At 72.9% G+C, this 14080-nt stretch carries 19 protein-coding genes; 7 read left to right on the top strand and 12 right to left on the bottom strand.

Annotated elements, in window-relative coordinates; translation table 11 throughout:
- Positions 1 to 160 precede the first annotated feature (160 nt).
- Both B0I33_RS08260 and bcp read left to right on the top strand, forming a co-directional pair.
- Entirely contained in the window at positions 161 to 700 is a 540-nt protein-coding gene (locus B0I33_RS08260) for a hypothetical protein (protein WP_106177968.1), read from the top strand.
- Positions 701 to 730: 30 nt separating this feature from the next.
- A complete protein-coding gene (gene bcp, locus B0I33_RS08255) occupies positions 731 to 1210 on the top strand; it encodes a thioredoxin-dependent thiol peroxidase (protein ID WP_106177967.1) in 480 nt (159 codons plus the stop codon).
- Here bcp and rdgB read toward each other — a convergent pair.
- Together rdgB and rph are read right to left on the bottom strand one after the other, a co-directional pair.
- Positions 1185 to 1808: an RdgB/HAM1 family non-canonical purine NTP pyrophosphatase gene (gene rdgB / locus B0I33_RS08250; RefSeq protein ID WP_106177966.1), complete on the bottom strand. Its 624-nt coding sequence runs from the start codon at positions 1806 to 1808 to the stop codon at positions 1185 to 1187. The two genes, bcp and rdgB, sit on opposite strands and share 26 nt — an antisense overlap.
- A complete protein-coding gene (rph, locus tag B0I33_RS08245; protein WP_106177965.1) occupies positions 1805 to 2584 on the bottom strand; it encodes a ribonuclease PH in 780 nt (259 codons plus the stop codon). Before rph ends, rdgB begins: the two co-directional genes overlap by 4 nt.
- A gap of 95 nt (positions 2585 to 2679) precedes the next feature.
- Here rph and B0I33_RS08240 point away from each other — a divergent pair, with 95 nt between their 5' ends.
- The gene (locus tag B0I33_RS08240) at positions 2680 to 3510 is read left to right on the top strand and encodes a hypothetical protein (protein WP_106177964.1); all 831 of its coding nucleotides are present in this window, start codon (positions 2680 to 2682) and stop codon (positions 3508 to 3510) included.
- Between the two features lie 48 nt (positions 3511 to 3558).
- Here B0I33_RS08240 and B0I33_RS08235 read toward each other — a convergent pair whose 3' ends face one another.
- From B0I33_RS08235 to clpS, 9 genes are all read right to left on the bottom strand, one after another.
- Complete coding sequence (locus B0I33_RS08235; RefSeq protein WP_106178260.1) at positions 3559 to 4329, bottom strand: MBL fold metallo-hydrolase; 771 nt, start codon at positions 4327 to 4329, stop codon at positions 3559 to 3561.
- A gap of 38 nt (positions 4330 to 4367) precedes the next feature.
- On the bottom strand, positions 4368 to 5180 hold the full coding sequence (gene murI, locus B0I33_RS08230; protein ID WP_106177963.1) for a glutamate racemase: 813 nt from the start codon (positions 5178 to 5180) through the stop codon (positions 4368 to 4370).
- A complete protein-coding gene (locus tag B0I33_RS08225) occupies positions 5177 to 5833 on the bottom strand; it encodes a rhomboid family intramembrane serine protease (RefSeq protein ID WP_425440454.1) in 657 nt (218 codons plus the stop codon). The genes murI and B0I33_RS08225 overlap by 4 nt, the downstream gene beginning before the upstream one ends.
- Positions 5834 to 6005: 172 nt before the next feature.
- Positions 6006 to 6956 carry a PLP-dependent cysteine synthase family protein gene (locus tag B0I33_RS08220; protein ID WP_106177962.1) on the bottom strand — a complete coding sequence of 317 codons (951 nt, stop codon included), beginning with the start codon at positions 6954 to 6956 and terminating at the stop codon, positions 6006 to 6008.
- A 4-nt stretch (positions 6957 to 6960) separates the two neighbouring features.
- Complete coding sequence (locus B0I33_RS08215) at positions 6961 to 7239, bottom strand: MoaD/ThiS family protein (RefSeq protein ID WP_106177961.1); 279 nt, start codon at positions 7237 to 7239, stop codon at positions 6961 to 6963.
- Between the two features lie 65 nt (positions 7240 to 7304).
- Positions 7305 to 7772, bottom strand: a complete 468-nt coding sequence (locus B0I33_RS08210; protein ID WP_106177960.1) for a M67 family metallopeptidase — start codon at positions 7770 to 7772, stop codon at positions 7305 to 7307.
- Between the two features lie 44 nt (positions 7773 to 7816).
- A complete protein-coding gene (locus B0I33_RS08205; protein ID WP_181193219.1) occupies positions 7817 to 8833 on the bottom strand; it encodes a P1 family peptidase in 1017 nt (338 codons plus the stop codon).
- A complete protein-coding gene (locus tag B0I33_RS08200; RefSeq protein WP_106177959.1) occupies positions 8830 to 9387 on the bottom strand; it encodes a DUF2017 domain-containing protein in 558 nt (185 codons plus the stop codon). The genes B0I33_RS08205 and B0I33_RS08200 overlap by 4 nt, the downstream gene beginning before the upstream one ends.
- The gene (gene clpS, locus B0I33_RS08195; RefSeq protein ID WP_106177958.1) at positions 9384 to 9668 is read right to left on the bottom strand and encodes an ATP-dependent Clp protease adapter ClpS; all 285 of its coding nucleotides are present in this window, start codon (positions 9666 to 9668) and stop codon (positions 9384 to 9386) included. The genes B0I33_RS08200 and clpS overlap by 4 nt, the downstream gene beginning before the upstream one ends.
- 93 nt (positions 9669 to 9761) lie before the next feature.
- On the opposite strand from clpS, the gene B0I33_RS08190 reads away from it, so the two are divergent.
- From B0I33_RS08190 to B0I33_RS08180, 3 genes are read left to right on the top strand one after another with little or no spacing between them, the layout of a single operon-like run.
- The gene (locus B0I33_RS08190) at positions 9762 to 11066 is read left to right on the top strand and encodes a nicotinate phosphoribosyltransferase (protein WP_106177957.1); all 1305 of its coding nucleotides are present in this window, start codon (positions 9762 to 9764) and stop codon (positions 11064 to 11066) included.
- Between the two features lie 22 nt (positions 11067 to 11088).
- Positions 11089 to 11661: an isochorismatase family protein gene (locus B0I33_RS08185; protein ID WP_106177956.1), complete on the top strand. Its 573-nt coding sequence runs from the start codon at positions 11089 to 11091 to the stop codon at positions 11659 to 11661.
- Positions 11658 to 12605 (top strand): sugar kinase, encoded by a 948-nt coding sequence (locus tag B0I33_RS08180; protein ID WP_106177955.1) that lies wholly within the window; start codon positions 11658 to 11660, stop codon positions 12603 to 12605. The genes B0I33_RS08185 and B0I33_RS08180 overlap by 4 nt, the downstream gene beginning before the upstream one ends.
- 11 nt (positions 12606 to 12616) lie before the next feature.
- Here the strand turns inward: B0I33_RS08180 and B0I33_RS08175 are convergent, their stop codons facing one another.
- Positions 12617 to 13285 carry a hypothetical protein gene (locus B0I33_RS08175; RefSeq protein WP_106177954.1) on the bottom strand — a complete coding sequence of 223 codons (669 nt, stop codon included), beginning with the start codon at positions 13283 to 13285 and terminating at the stop codon, positions 12617 to 12619.
- A gap of 187 nt (positions 13286 to 13472) precedes the next feature.
- On the opposite strand from B0I33_RS08175, the gene B0I33_RS08170 reads away from it, so the two are divergent.
- Entirely contained in the window at positions 13473 to 14054 is a 582-nt protein-coding gene (locus tag B0I33_RS08170) for a biotin transporter BioY (RefSeq protein WP_106177953.1), read from the top strand.
- Positions 14055 to 14080: the final 26 nt, after the last annotated feature.

Here is a 14080-nt window from a genome sequence, read left to right as displayed (position 1 = left end):
GATCACGGCCAGGACACGGGCGTACACCAGGTCCGCGTCAACGTCCCGGGGCGGCTGGCACGCGGGGGGACACGACCGCCAGAGTGGAGCGGGTCGGTGGCTTGCCGCCGCCGAACGGAGCAACTTACCCTCAGCGATCGGACCACAAGGAGCGTCACCGGTGCGAAGAACGCCCAGGGCCGTGCTCGCGGTCTGCGCGTTGCTGGCCGCCGCCGGATGCGGTCAGCAGGCCGCCGGTGACGAGTCGGACATCAGGTCCTCAGCCCCTCCCCCGTCCACCACGGTCTACGCGGCGACCCCGAGCGGCACGATCGCCGAGTTCGGTTCCGACTACCGGTTCACCTCCGGGCTGGTCGTCACCGTGTCGCCGCCGAAGAGCTTCCAGCCGAGCCCGAGCGCGTACCCGCAGTCCGAGCGGGCCGCCGCGTTCGGGATCGCGGTCTACAACCGGGGTGAGCAGCCCTACCGGCTGTCGAAGCTGTCCGTGACCGCCACGATCGACGACCAGGCCACCAAGCAGGTCGTGGACGCCACCCAGGGCTACAACGGCATCGTCGACGCCGACCAGGACGTGCTGCCGGGCCAGACCGTCCGGTTGACGCTGGCCTTCGCCGTGCCCGCCGAGCCCACGCGGATGCGGCTGAGCCTGCGCCCGGACTCCGCCGCCTCCCGGACCGCCGTGTACAGCGGCTCCGTCTAGGACGTCGGACCCGGCCGATACGCTGGCCGCATGACCGAGCAGAAGCGCCTCAGCGAGGGCGACCCGGCCCCCGACTTCACCCTGCCCGACAGCCAGGGCAACAAGGTCTCGCTCGCGGACTTCCGCGGCCGTTCCGTCGTCGTGTACTTCTACCCGGCCGCGGGCACACCCGGCTGCACCAAGCAGGCGTGCGACTTCCGCGACAACCTCGCGGAGCTGAACGACGCGGGCTATGCGGTCCTCGGCATCTCGCCGGACAAGCCGGAGAAGCTGGCCACGTTCGCCGAGCGGGAGAACCTCACGTTCCCGCTGCTCGCGGACCCGGACAAGACCGTCCTCTCCGAATGGGGCGCGTTCGGCGAGAAGAAGAACTACGGGCGCGTCGTGCAGGGCGTGATCCGCTCCACGTTCGTCGTCGACCCGGAGGGCCGCATCGCCAAGGCGCTGTACAACGTCCGGGCCACCGGGCACGTGGCCAAGCTGCTCAGGGACCTGTCGATCGCGAGCTGAACTCGCGCAGCCGGGGCAGCAGGGCGCGCAGTGCCCGGCCGCGGTGCGAGACCGAGTCCTTCTCGGCGGGATCCAGCTCCGCCGAGGTCCGCTCCTCCCCGTCCGGGACGAAGATCGGGTCGTAGCCGAAGCCGTGCGTGCCCCGCGGCTCCCGGATGATCCGGCCGCGCCACTCGCCCCGGACCACCACCTCCTCCACGTCGGGGTCCACGAACGCGGCGGCGCACACGAACGCGGCTCCCCTGCGCTCGTCGGGGACGTCGGTCAGCTGCGCCAGCACCAGCTCCAGGTTGGCGCGGTCGTCGCCGTGGGCCCCTGCCCACCGGGCCGACAGCACGCCGGGCATGCCGTTCAGCGCGTCCACGCCGAGTCCCGAGTCGTCGGCGACCGAGGGCAGGCCGGTGGCCTTCGCGGCGTCATGGGCCTTGGCAAGGGCGTTCTCCTCGAACGTCGCCCCGGTCTCCGGCGCCTCGGGGAACTCCTCGACGTCGGCGAGCCCGAGCACCTCGATCTCACCGAGACCGGCCCGCAGCAGGATCCGGCGCAGCTCCTCCAGCTTCTTCGCGTTGCGGGTGGCCAGCAGCAGCCGGGAGCTCATTTACCGCCCTTCGACTTCTTGGCACGCTCCGGTTCCGGCAGCGTGCCCGGATACGGCAGCGCGAGCGCCTCCTCCTGCCTGCGGGTCAGCTCCGCGCACCCGGCCAGCGCCATGTCCAGCATCCGGTCCAGGGTGGACCTGGTGAACGTCGCACCCTCCCCGGTGCCCTGGACCTCGATCAGCGTGCCCGCGTCGGTGGCGACCACGTTCACGTCGACCTCGGCCCGCGAGTCCTCCTCGTACGGCAGGTCGAGCCTTACCCGGCCGTCGACGACACCGACGCTCACGGCCGAGACCGCCGCCGACAGCGGCTTCGGGTCAGCCAGCCTGCCCGCCGCGCCGAGCCAGGTGATGGCGTCGGCCAGCGCCACGTAGCCGCCCGTGATCGCGGCCGTGCGCGTGCCGCCGTCCGCCTGCAGGACGTCGCAGTCGATGACGATGGTGTTCTCGCCGAGCGCGCCCAGGTCGATGCAGGCGCGCAGGGAGCGGCCGATCAGCCTGCTGATCTCGTGGGTGCGGCCGCCGATGCGGCCCTTGACCGACTCCCGGTCGCTGCGGGTGTTGGTGGCGGAAGGCAGCATCGCGTACTCGGCGGTCACCCAGCCGAGCCCGGAGCCGGTGCGCCAGCGGGGCACGCCCTCGCTGACGCTCGCGGCACACAGCACTCTGGTGTCACCGAACTCGATGAGCACCGAACCCGCTGGCCACTGCTGGAAGCCACGGGTGATGCGGACTTCCCTGAGCTGGTCGTCGTTCCTGCCGTCTTTTCGAGCCACGGGGGCAGCGTAGTCCGGGCCCCCGCCCACCGCCGGTGACGGGTCGCCGCCTTCCGGCGGTTGTTGGCCGGAGGGCAACGGACTAGGGTCCGCGCATGCGTGCCGCCGTCGTCACGATCCTCGCCGCACTGCTGTGCGTGCTGGCGGCGCCGGTGGCCGGCGCCCACACCGGGGAACGGCGTGCCCCCGCGGAGTGCGCCGCCCTGCTGGACTGCACGGCCGAGGAGATCAACCTGCTCGGCATGACCGAGCGGCTGGAACTGGTGCGGGCGCTGTCGAGCGGGCCCGCCGCCGCGCTGATCCCCGGCTACGCGCCCCGCTGGCGCAACATCGAGGGCATCATCGACTTCTTCCGCGACCACGACATGGGCGCACCGGGCACCTGGGTGTCCTATGTGGACGCGGGGATCATCGAGGGCATCGAGCGCGGCATCGCGATCGCCTCCGGCCGAGGGGGCGGGACGTTCGGCAACCCCGGTGCCCCGCTGTGGGCGGAGTACCTGACCGACCTGCGCGCGGGCAGGCTCGCCGCGCGTTCCGCGCACGACCGCGCGTGGAGCGAGGCGGAGCAGGCGTCCACCGAGTACGGCGTCGCACTCGCCGAGCGGGTGCACGGCCGCTCGCCCACGGCCGTGGAGCAGCGGTTCTTCGCCTACTCCGAGTTCTACCGGTGGACCCTGCGCAACCGGCCCGCCCTGCTCGACCTCGTCTCGCCTGGCGCGCGGCCCGGGCAGCAGCGGCAGGTGACGTTCGTGGACTGGTTCACCGACGTGACCAACGACGTCCCCAGCCGCAGGGGCGCCGAGCTGGCACTCGACCTGGCCGAGTTCGACGCCGCGGGCGGCACGCTGAGCATGCTGGCACTGTTCCACGCCTACACGTGGGAGCTGTGGGGCTACTACCTGGCCGACACCGCTCGTGAGTGAGGAACGTGGCTAGAACCACGTTTCTCACTCACGAGCCGGGCCGCCCGGTCAGATGTCGTGCACGGCTCCCTGCTCGGCCAGCTCGACCGGGCCGCTGAACGCGTCCCGCGCCTCGGCGAGCACGGCGCCCCGGTCGGTCCAGGGCGCGATGTGGGTGAGCAGCAGCCTGCCCGCACCCGCCGCGGCGGCGAGCTCACCGGCCTGCCTGCCGGACAGGTGCACGCCCTCGGGCCGGTCCGCCGCTTCGGTCCAGGACGCCTCCGCGAGCAGCACGTCGGCTCCCCGCGCGAGCCCGGTGAGCGCCTCGCACGGCCCGGTGTCCCCGGTGTAGGCCAGCACCCGGCCACCGTGCTCGACGCGCACGCCGAACGCCTCGGTCGGGTGCTCGACGGGCACGGCGGTCAGCGTGACCGGGCCGAGCCGCACCGGATCCGGGCCGAGCGGGTGGAAGTCGTAGACGTCGGAAAGGTCGGTCTCCAGCCGCTCGGCCTCGTGCGGGGCGTAGGCGTTGGCGAGCCGGGCGGGCGCCTCCACCGGCGCGTGGACGGGCAGGCGGCGGGGACGCGTGGCGTACGGCGGCTCAGGATGGTAGCGGCGGAGCACCGTGAGCGCGCTGAAGTCGGCGCAGTGGTCGGGATGCAGGTGGGTGAGCACGAGCGCGTCCAGGTCGAACGGGTCGCGGAGCGCCTGCAGCCGCGCGAACGCGCCGTTGCCGAGCTCGATGCCGAGCACGAAGCCACCGGCCTCCACGAGGTAGCCGGACGCCGCCGCATCGGGACCGGGGATGCTGCCGGAGCAGCCCAGGATCGTCAGTCGCACGACCGACACCCTGCCACGCGGGGGGCCGGGAGCGCGCGTCATGCCGGAGTGGGGACGCCCACTCCGTGCGGAAAGCCCATGAACCGCTGCGCCAGCCGGGTGAACGGCTCGGCCGGCCCGGTGGCGACGAACTCGTGTCGCGGCTCCGTGCCGGTGTCCTCGGCGAGCAGGTCGGCCTCGGTGAGCACCCGGACGACGTCCTTCGCGGTCTCCTCGGCGCTGGAGACCAGCGTCACGTCGGGCCCCATCACGATCTGCAGCACGCCGGTGAGCATCGGGTAGTGGGTGCAGCCGAGGATCAGCGTGTCGACGTCGGCGCGCAGCAGCGGCTCCAGGTAGCCCTGCGCGAGGCCGAGCACCTGCCTGCCCGACGTCACGCCGCGTTCCACGAAGTCCACGAACCGGGGACAGGCGACGCTGGTCAGCCGGACGTCCCTGGCGGCGGCGAACGCGTCGTCGTAGGCCCGGGAGCGCACGGTGCCCTCGGTGCCGATGAGCCCGATCCGGCCGCTGCGGGTGGTGGCCACCGCCCTGCGCACGGCGGGCAGCACCACCTCGACGACGGGGATGCCCGCGCCGCTGTAGCGTTCCCGCGCGTCCCGCAGGCAGGCGGCCGAGGCGGTGTTGCAGGCGATGACGAGCGCCTTCACGCCGTCGGCGACGAGTCCGTCGAGGGCATGCAGCGCCAGCTCCCGTGCCCGCGCGATGGGCAGCGGGCCGTACGGCGCGTGGCGCGTGTCCCCGACGTAACGCAGCCGCTCGTGGGGCAGCTGGTCGGCGATGGCCCGCGCGACCGTCAGCCCGCCGACGCCGGAGTCGAAGATCCCGATGGGTGCGTCGGCGTGGCTCACGCCCCGAGCGTACCGGGCGCGCGGCGGGCCTTCGCCCGGTCCGCCCGCGCGACGATCCAGGCGGCGAGGATCCCGCCGAGTGCGCCGAAGAGGTGGCCCTGCCAGGAGACACCCGGGTTGCCCGGCAGCACGCCCCACAGCATCCCGCCCCAGAGGGACAGCAGCACCGCCGCCACCGCGAGCTGACCGGCGCTGCGGTTGAACACGCCCCGCACCAGCAGGAACGCCAGCCAGCCGAAGGCCAGACCGGACGCGCCGACGGTCACCACGTCCGGCGGCGCGACGAGCCACACGCCGAGCCCGCCGACGAGCCAGATGATCGCGGTCACGGCGACCCACTGGCCGATGCCGCCCGCCATCGCCAGGAAGGCGAACACCAGGACGGGCACGGTGTTGGCGAACAGGTGGCCCCACCCGGCGTGCAGCAGCGGCGCCCACGCGACCCCGTCGAGGCCGTCGAGGCTGCGGGCCTGGATGCCCGCCAGGTCGAGCTGGGCGGGCAGGATGACATCGACCAGCTCCACCGCGTACAGCAGCGCGACGAACATGGCGGCGAGCGCCGCCGCGGCCAGCGGCCGGGCGGGCAGGATGCGCTTGCGCGGGTCGCGCCGGGCCGGGCGGCCGGTCCGTGCGGGTTCGGGCTGCGTGCTCACATCCCCAGGCTACGTCGGACCCAGGTCGCCGACCTCGGGTGAAAACCCGGAGTTCTGCACTCAGGCTCGCGAGTGCCCCGCTCAGGTTCGCGGAAGTCGGGTCCCGGATTCCCGGGCGGGCCATTCGCCGGTCCGAACGCGGTACTCGCGTGCGGGAACGCGGAACTCGCGGTCAGGCCCAGAGCTGGCCGTCGAGCCGCTCGGCGGCCTCGTCCAGGGAACCGCTGTAGGCGCCGGTGGACAGGTACTTCCAGCCGGCGTCGGCGACGACGAACGCGATGTCGGCCTGCTCGCCCTTCTCCACGGCCTTCTGGGCGACGCCCAGCGCGGCGTGCAGCACGGCGCCGGTCGAGATGCCCGCGAAGATGCCTTCCCGCTCGAGCAGTTCGCGCGTGCGGCGCAGCGCGTCGTAGGCGCCGACGGAGTAGCGCCCGTTGAGCACGTCGGGATCGTACAGCTCCGGCACGAACCCCTCGTCGAGGTTGCGCAGGCCGTAGACGAGCTCACCGTAGCGGGGCTCGGCGGCGATGATCCGGACGTCCGGCTTGTGCTCGTGCAGGTACCGGCCGACGCCCACGAGCGTGCCGGTGGTGCCCAGCCCGCCGACGAAGTGCGTCAGGGTCGGCAGGTCCTTCAGCAGCTCGGGTCCGGTGCCGTAGTAGTGCGCGTCGGCGTTGGCCGGATTGCCGTACTGGTACAGCATCACCCAGTCGGGATTGGACTCGGCGAGCTCCTTCGCCCGGCGCACCGCCTCGTTGGAGCCCCCCGCGGCCGGGGAGTACACGATGCGGGCGCCGTAGGCCTGCAGCAGCTGCTTGCGCTCGGCCGAGGTGTTCTCCGGCATCACGCACACGAGCCCGTAGCCCTTGAGCTTCGCGGCCATGGCGAGCGCGATGCCGGTGTTGCCCGAGGTCGGTTCCAGGATGGTCGAGCCCCGGTGCAGCCTGCCGTCACGCTCGGCGGCCTCGATCATGGCCAGCGCGGGCCGGTCCTTGATCGAACCGGTCGGGTTGCGGTCCTCGAGCTTGGCCCACAGCCGCACGTCGCGGGAAGGGGACAGCCGGGGCAACCCGACCAGCGGCGTGCCGCCGAGCGCGTCGAGCAGGGACTCGTAGCGAGTCATGAGCTCAGCGCGAGCCGCCGGCGACCGCGGGCAGGATGGTGACCGTGTCGCCGTCGGAGACCTCGGCGTCCAGCCCGCCGGCGAAGCGGACGTCCTCGTCGTTGACGTAGACGTTGACGAAGCGGTGCAGCTTGTCGTCCTTCACCAGCCTGTCCTTCAGGCCGCTGTGCCTGGCCTCGATGTCGTCGATCACCTCGAGCACCGTCTTGCCGGACGCCTCGACGGACTTCTCGCCGCCGGTGTGGGTCCGCAGGATGGTCGGGATGGAGACGGTCACGGCCATGGGTTACCTCCGCTCGGGTTGCTGACAGGACTGACGTTCGCGTGCGCGGGTGTATTCCCGCACGGTCACCGGGCGTCGGGAACGTCGTCGCTGCCGGTGTTGGCGAACATGTACGACTCGACGACCTCGACCGGCTCCTCGGTCACCGCACCGTCGACGATCCGGTAGGAGCGGAACTCGTACTCCTCCGGATCCCGGGTGGAGACCAGCACGTAGTGAGCGAACGGCTCCTGTGCGAGCTTCACGTCGGTCCGGGACGGATAGGCCTCGGTGGCGGTGTGCGAGTGGTAGATCACGACGGGGATCTCGTCGTTGGCGTCCATCTCGCGGTACAGCTTGAGCAGGTCACCCGAATCGAACTCGTAGAAGGTGGGCGAGCGCGCCGCGTTGAGCATCGGGATGAACCGCTCCGGCCGGTCGGTACCGTCGTCGGGGCCCGCGATGACGCCGCACGCCTCGTCCGGGTGGTCCCGGCGGGCGTGCTCGACGATCGCGTCCACGAGGTCTCGGCGGATCCGAAGCACGACGAACATCTTACGTCGTGGACGTGACGTGTTCACACCGTGAGACGAACCACTCACGAGCTGGGCAGAGCCTCCGGCCACAGGTCGCGGTAGGCGGGCAGGCCCGGCAGCGAGGTCGCCGCCAGCAGGCCGTGCACCAGCGCCCTGGCGAACACCCGCGCCGCCGCGGCGCAGAGGGCGTCGAGCATCGCCGCGCGGCCCGCGGCGCCCAGCGGGCCCCGCTCCTCCGCCAGCGGCCGCTGCCCGGTGGCCAGCGCGAAGACCGTGTCGCCGTCGAACATGCTGTGCGCGGGCCGCACGGCACGGGCCAGCCCGTCCTGCGCGGCCACGGCCAGCCGCCTGCACTCGGCCTTCGACAGCTCGGCGTCCACCGCGACCACGCCGATCGTGGTGTTCAGGCGCGTGCCCGCGGCGGACGGTTCCGCGGCGCGCCCCGGCCACCTGGCGATGCCGAACTCGCCGTCCACCTCGTGGTCGGCCGCGTACGGCTCGCCGGTGTCCATGCGCACGGCCTCCCCGGACGCGTTGAGCACGGTGAGCGCGCCGACGACGAAGTCGCCGACCCGTTCGCTGGCCGTGCCGACCCCGCCCTTGAGGGAACCCACCTGCGCCCCGGTGCCCGCGCCCACCGTGCCCTGCGCGACGGGACCGTCGCTCGCCGCCTCGCACGCCGCGTGGCCGAACGCCGCGTCGGGCCGGTTGCCCCACGCGCCGTGCGGCAGGTCGAAGATCACGGCGGCGGGCACGATCGGCACCACCTCGTGCGGCTGTTCCCCGACCGGGAAGCCCCGGTGCCGCTCGTCGTGCCAGCGCAGCACGCCGTCGGCGGCGGCCAGCCCGTACGCGCTGCCGCCGGAAAGGCACACCGCGTCGACCCGCTGCACGAGGTTCTCGGGGTCCAGCAGGTTCGTCTCCCGCGTTCCCGGCGCGCCGCCGCGCTGGTCCACGGCGGCGCTGGCCCCGGAGGGCACGAGCACGACCGTGGTCCCGGTGGCCCAGCCCGCGCCGAGCCGCTGGTAGTGCCCGACGAGCACGCCGGGCACGTCGGTGATCGCGTTGTGCCCGCTCACTCGGTCATCGCCTGCACGAGGCTCTCCTGCACCCAGGTGAGCCAGTGGTACACGCCGAGGTGCGGCGCGCGCGGGTCCTCCTCCGGGAGCTCGTCCGGCATCTCCTCGTTCACGTCGAGCGCGGTGCCGAGCGCCAGCCGCACGTCGTTGAGCGCGGACAGCCACGCGTCCGCCTGCTCGTAGGTCAGCCGGACCCCGCCGCCCTCGGGCGGCAACGACCGCATGACCTCGGCGGCGACCCCCACCTTGGCCTCCAGCACCTCCGGCTCGTGCAGGGAACGCAGCGCCGCGACGGAGTCCAGGGTCTCCTTGGCCGGGTTGTCGGGATCGAGCATGTGGAAGTCCGGCAGCAGCCGGGACAGCACCGGGTCGTTGGGCGACTCCGAGGGCCCGGTGCGGATCCCGGTCAGCTCGCTCAGCTCGTCCGAGGGAGCCTCCTCGGCGCGGGCGCGCAGCATGTCCTCGACCTGGCTCACCAGGCCGCGCAGCACCGCCGCCTCCTGCTGCTCGAACTCGGCGACGACCCTGCCACCCTTGCGGCGCCAGCCCCTCACGGTTGCTCCATCGTGGCCCACAGCCCGGCGGCGTGCAGCTTCGCCACGTCCCCCTCTACCTTCTCCTTGGTTCCGGACGACACCGTGGCCCTGCCCTTGTGGTGCACGTCGAGCATCAGCTTGGTGGCGTGGTCCCGGCTGTACCCGAAGATCTTCTGCAGCACGTACGTCACGTAGGACATCAGGTTGACCGGGTCGTTCCACACGATCGTCTGCCACGGTCTGTCCTCGGAACCGGCATCGGCACCGAGTGTCTCTTCGGCCTCGACAGGCGTGGTCATAACGACATGGTGTCACGACTGGCACCGCCTGTGGGCGCCCAGGGCAGGCCGTGTGGGTGAAGGGCCGGAATCGTTGGTGAATAGGGTGATCGCATGGCCTCTCCGGATCGTCCCGCGAGCAGCACGAGCACGGCACTGCTCACCGACCACTATGAGCTGACGATGCTGAGCAGCGCGCTGGCCGACGGCACCGCGGAACGGGACTGCGTGTTCGAGGTGTTCGCGCGCAGGCTGCCTGCCGGGCGCCGGTACGGCGTGGTGGCGGGCACCACCCGCGTGCTGGAGGCGATCGCCGACTTCCGGTTCACCGAGGCCGAGCTCGCCCAGCTGGCGGCGACGGCCGTGGTGAGCGACGAGACGCTGGACTGGCTGGCGGACTACCGGTTCGGCGGCGACATCGACGGCTACCCCGAGGGTGAGCTGTACTTTCCCGGCTCCCCCATCCTCACCGTCCGCGGCACGTTCGCCGAATCCGTGGTGCTGGAGACGCTGGTGCTGTCCATCCTCAACCACGACAGCGCGGTCGCGTCCGCGGCGGCGCGGATGTCGAGCGCCGCGCACGGCAGGCCGATCATCGAGATGGGCGGGCGGCGCACGCACGAGTACGCGGCGGTGGCGGCCGCGCGGGCCGCCTATCTCGCGGGCTTCGCCACCACGTCCAACCTGGAGGCCGGCCGCCGGTACGGCATTCCCACCCGGGGCACGGTCGCGCACGCGTTCATGCTGCTGCACGACACCGAGGAGGCCGCCTTCCGCGCGCAGGTGGCGAGGATGGGCGCGGACACGACGCTCCTGGTGGACACCTACGACATCACGGCGGGCATCGAGACGGCCGTGCGCGTGGCCGGGCCGGAGCTCGGCGCGATCCGCATCGACTCCGGCGACGTCGGGCCGCTCGCCCGCAAGGCGCGTGAGCAACTGGACTCCCTGGGCGCCAAGGACACCCGGATCGTCGTGTCGGGAGACCTCGACGAACACGCCATCGCCGCGTTGCGCGCGGAACCCGTGGACGCCTACGGCGTGGGCACCTCCGTGGTGACCGGGTCGGGAGCGCCGACGGCGGGGATGGTGTACAAGCTGGTCGAGGTGAACGGCAAACCGGTGGCCAAGCGCAGCGAGCACAAGGCCTCCCGAGGGGGCCGGAAGTCCGCGCTGCGCAGGCACAAGCCGACGGGCACCGCGCTGGAGGAGGTGGTCTACCCCAGCGCCGCTCCGCCGGAACGGGGACCGCACGACCGCGAGCTGCTCATTCCCCTGATGCGCGGTGGACAACCCGTCCCGGACCTGCCCACCCTGGATGATGGAAGGCAACGGCTGCGCCGCGCGCTGGTGAGCCTGCCGTGGGAGGGGCTGAAGCTGTCCGGCGGCGACCCGGCCATCCCCACGACCTTCAGTTGAGCGGCTTTTCGAGGAGGAAACCATGGCCAACGCGCTGATCGTGGTGGACGTGCAGAACGACTTCTGCGAGGGCGGCTCACTCGCGGTGCAGGGCGGCGCGGCGGTGGCCGCGGCCATCTCCGAGCACATGCACCAGCGGGGCTACGACCACGTCGTGGCGACCCGCGACTACCACATCGACCCGGGGCCGCATTTCAGCGACCAACCCGACTTCGTCCGGTCGTGGCCGCCGCACTGCGTCGCGGGCACGGGCGGGGCCGCGTTCCGGCCGGAGCTGGACATCGCGCCGATCACCGCGGTGTTCTCCAAGGGCCAGTACAGCGACGGCTACTCCGGCTTCGAGGGGGAGACCGACCGGGGCGAGAACATCGCCGACTGGCTGCGGGCCCGCGACGTGACCGACGTCGACGTCGTGGGTATCGCCACCGACCACTGTGTCCGCGCGACCACCGTCGACGCGGCGAGGGCCGGTTTCTCGGTGCGGGTGCTGGCGAATCTCACCGCGGGCGTTTCGCAGTCTACTGTGGACACCGCCGTGGCCCAGATGAAGGCCGCGGGCGCGACGGTGAGCGGAACTCCCCGGGTCGGTTCGTGACCGCAGGCGGGTTGCTGACCTTCGGCGAGACCATGGCCGTGTTCAGCACGGACTCCGGCAGGCTGCGGCACGCGAGCACGGTCAACGTCGGCATCGCCGGTTCCGAGTCGAGCGTGGCCATCGGCGTGCGCAGGCTCGGCGTCGGCGCGTCGTGGGCGGGCCGGGTCGGCGCGGACGAACCGGGATCCCTGGTGCTGGCCCGGATCCGGGACGAGGGCGTCGACGTCTCGGCCGCGCGCACCGACCAGTACGCGGCCACCGGGTTGATGCTCAAGGACTTCCGGGCCGCGGACTCGATGCGCGTGGCGTACTACCGGCACGGCAGCGCGGGCTCCCGGCTGTGCGCCGAGGACCTCTGCGAGGACCGGATCCGCGCCGCCGGGGTGCTGCACCTCTCCGGCATCACGCCCGCGCTGTCGGAGTCGGCGGCGGACGCGGTGCACGCGGCGATCGACGTGGCGCAGGAGGCGGACGTCCCGGTGTCGTTCGACGTGAACTACCGGCACGCGCTGTGGCCGCCCGAGGACGCGCAGGACGTGCTGCGCGAGCTGGTGACCCGCGCCGACATCGTGTTCGCGGGGGAGGCCGAGGCACGGCTGCTCGGGCTGGAGGGATCGGCCGAGGACCTCGCCGGGGCGCTCGCGGCGCTGGGGCCGGAGGAGGTACTCGTGAAGCTGGGCCCGCGCGGGGCGGTGGCCGAGCTGGGCGGGCTGCGCTACGACGTCCCGGTGTACCCGGTGCGGGCGGTGGACCCGGAGGGCGCGGGCGACGCGTTCGCGGCGGGCTACCTGGCGGACCGGCTGGCCGGCGCGCCGCCGGACCGGCGGGTCCGGACGGCCGCGGCGTGCGGCGCGTTCGCGGTGTCGGTGGCGGGTGACGCGGACGCGCTGCCCGACCGCGACGAGCTGAACGAGCTGGCGGGGCCCATCACGATCGTCCGCTGACCCGGCAGGCGTCAGCCGGCGTACGGGTCGCAGCCGGCGGTGCCCACGAAGATGTCCCCGCTCGCCGGACCACCCTGCGGGAACAGCTTGATGTGCAACGCGTGGGTGGTGAGGCTGCCGTCCGGCGGCGTGGGCGCCACGAGGTCGTTGAGCACGATCTCGGCCATCGGCGGGTCCCCCTCGGACCGGCCGGGAATGGTGATCGTGTGGTCCGCTGGGATCTCCGAGGGCAGCCGGAAGCCGGAAACCCCGCCCAGCTCCACGTAGCCCTCGCTGCCGTTGCCGGTGGTCCGGCACTCGGCGGAGAACGTGCGCACCCGCAGCACGGGACCGCCGAACTGGCGGAGCACGCTGGTCCGGAACCGCTGCCCGGTGGCCTTCGCCGTGGCCGCGCCGCCGGATGTGCGGGCGCACCGGGTGTCCCCCGCCCCGAAGCTCGTGGTGCGGCCGACGTCCGTGCCGCGCGCGGAGTTCCGCTCGGTGCCGCCGACCGTGCACGGGGCGATCGGCGCCGCGTGGCCGGGCCTGCCCGCGACCACGATGTCGACCGCACCGACCGACGCCGAGGCCGAGGCGGTCGCGGCGACCGGTGCCTCCTGCTCCGCCGTCGCCGCACCCGGCACCGTCAGCAGGCTGCCCGCCAGCGCCGCCACCACCATCGACCTGCCGATCCGCGACATCCTGGTTCCTCCCCGCCCGTGGTGAACACTCCGGCCCCCTCGTCATCGGCGGTGGTCCCGGCCCACCTGACCCGCGCGGGCCCGCTCCACTCGGTCGGGTGAGGTATGAGAAACACGACTTCCGCGTCCGGTCGCGGCACTGTCGCACTAACCTCGCTGCGGATCGGAGTTCGACCTGGAGGTTCTCGTGTCTTCGCTGCCCGTCGCGACCCGCCGCACCGTACTGGCCGACCTCGTACCCGGCACGCTCGTGCGGGACGCCGTCCTCGTGACGGCCGCCGCGGGGCTGACCGGCCTGGCCGCGCAGGCGGTGATCCCGGTGCCGGGCAGCCCGGTGCCGATGACGGGGCAGACGTTCGCCGCTCTGCTCACCGGTGCGGCGCTGGGCTGGCGGCGCGGTGCCGCCGCGATGCTGCTGTACCTGCTCGTCGGTGCGGCCGGGATGCCGTGGTTCAACAACGGGACGTCGGGCCTGACGGCCAGCGCCGGGTACGTCGTCGGGTTCGTGTTCGCCGGTGCGCTGGTCGGAACGCTGGCCGCCCGGGGCGGTGACCGCACGCCGGCGCGCACGGCGGGCACGATGGTGCTCGGCAACCTGGTGATCTACGCGTTCGGCGTGCCGTGGCTGATGGCGGCCGCGTCGCTCGACCTCGCCACCGCGCTGGACAAGGGCGTGGCACCGTTCCTGCTCGGCGACGCGCTGAAGATCGCGCTCGCCGCCGCCGTGCTGCCCGCCACCTGGGCGCTCGTGCACCGCTTCCGCGACTGACCCCCGGCAGTGAAGGCCACCTTCAC

This window comes from Prauserella shujinwangii (assembly GCF_003001955.1).
GTDB classification, from domain to species: Bacteria; Actinomycetota; Actinomycetes; order Mycobacteriales; family Pseudonocardiaceae; genus Qaidamihabitans; species Qaidamihabitans shujinwangii.
This window is presented reverse-complemented; position numbering and strand designations above follow the sequence as displayed.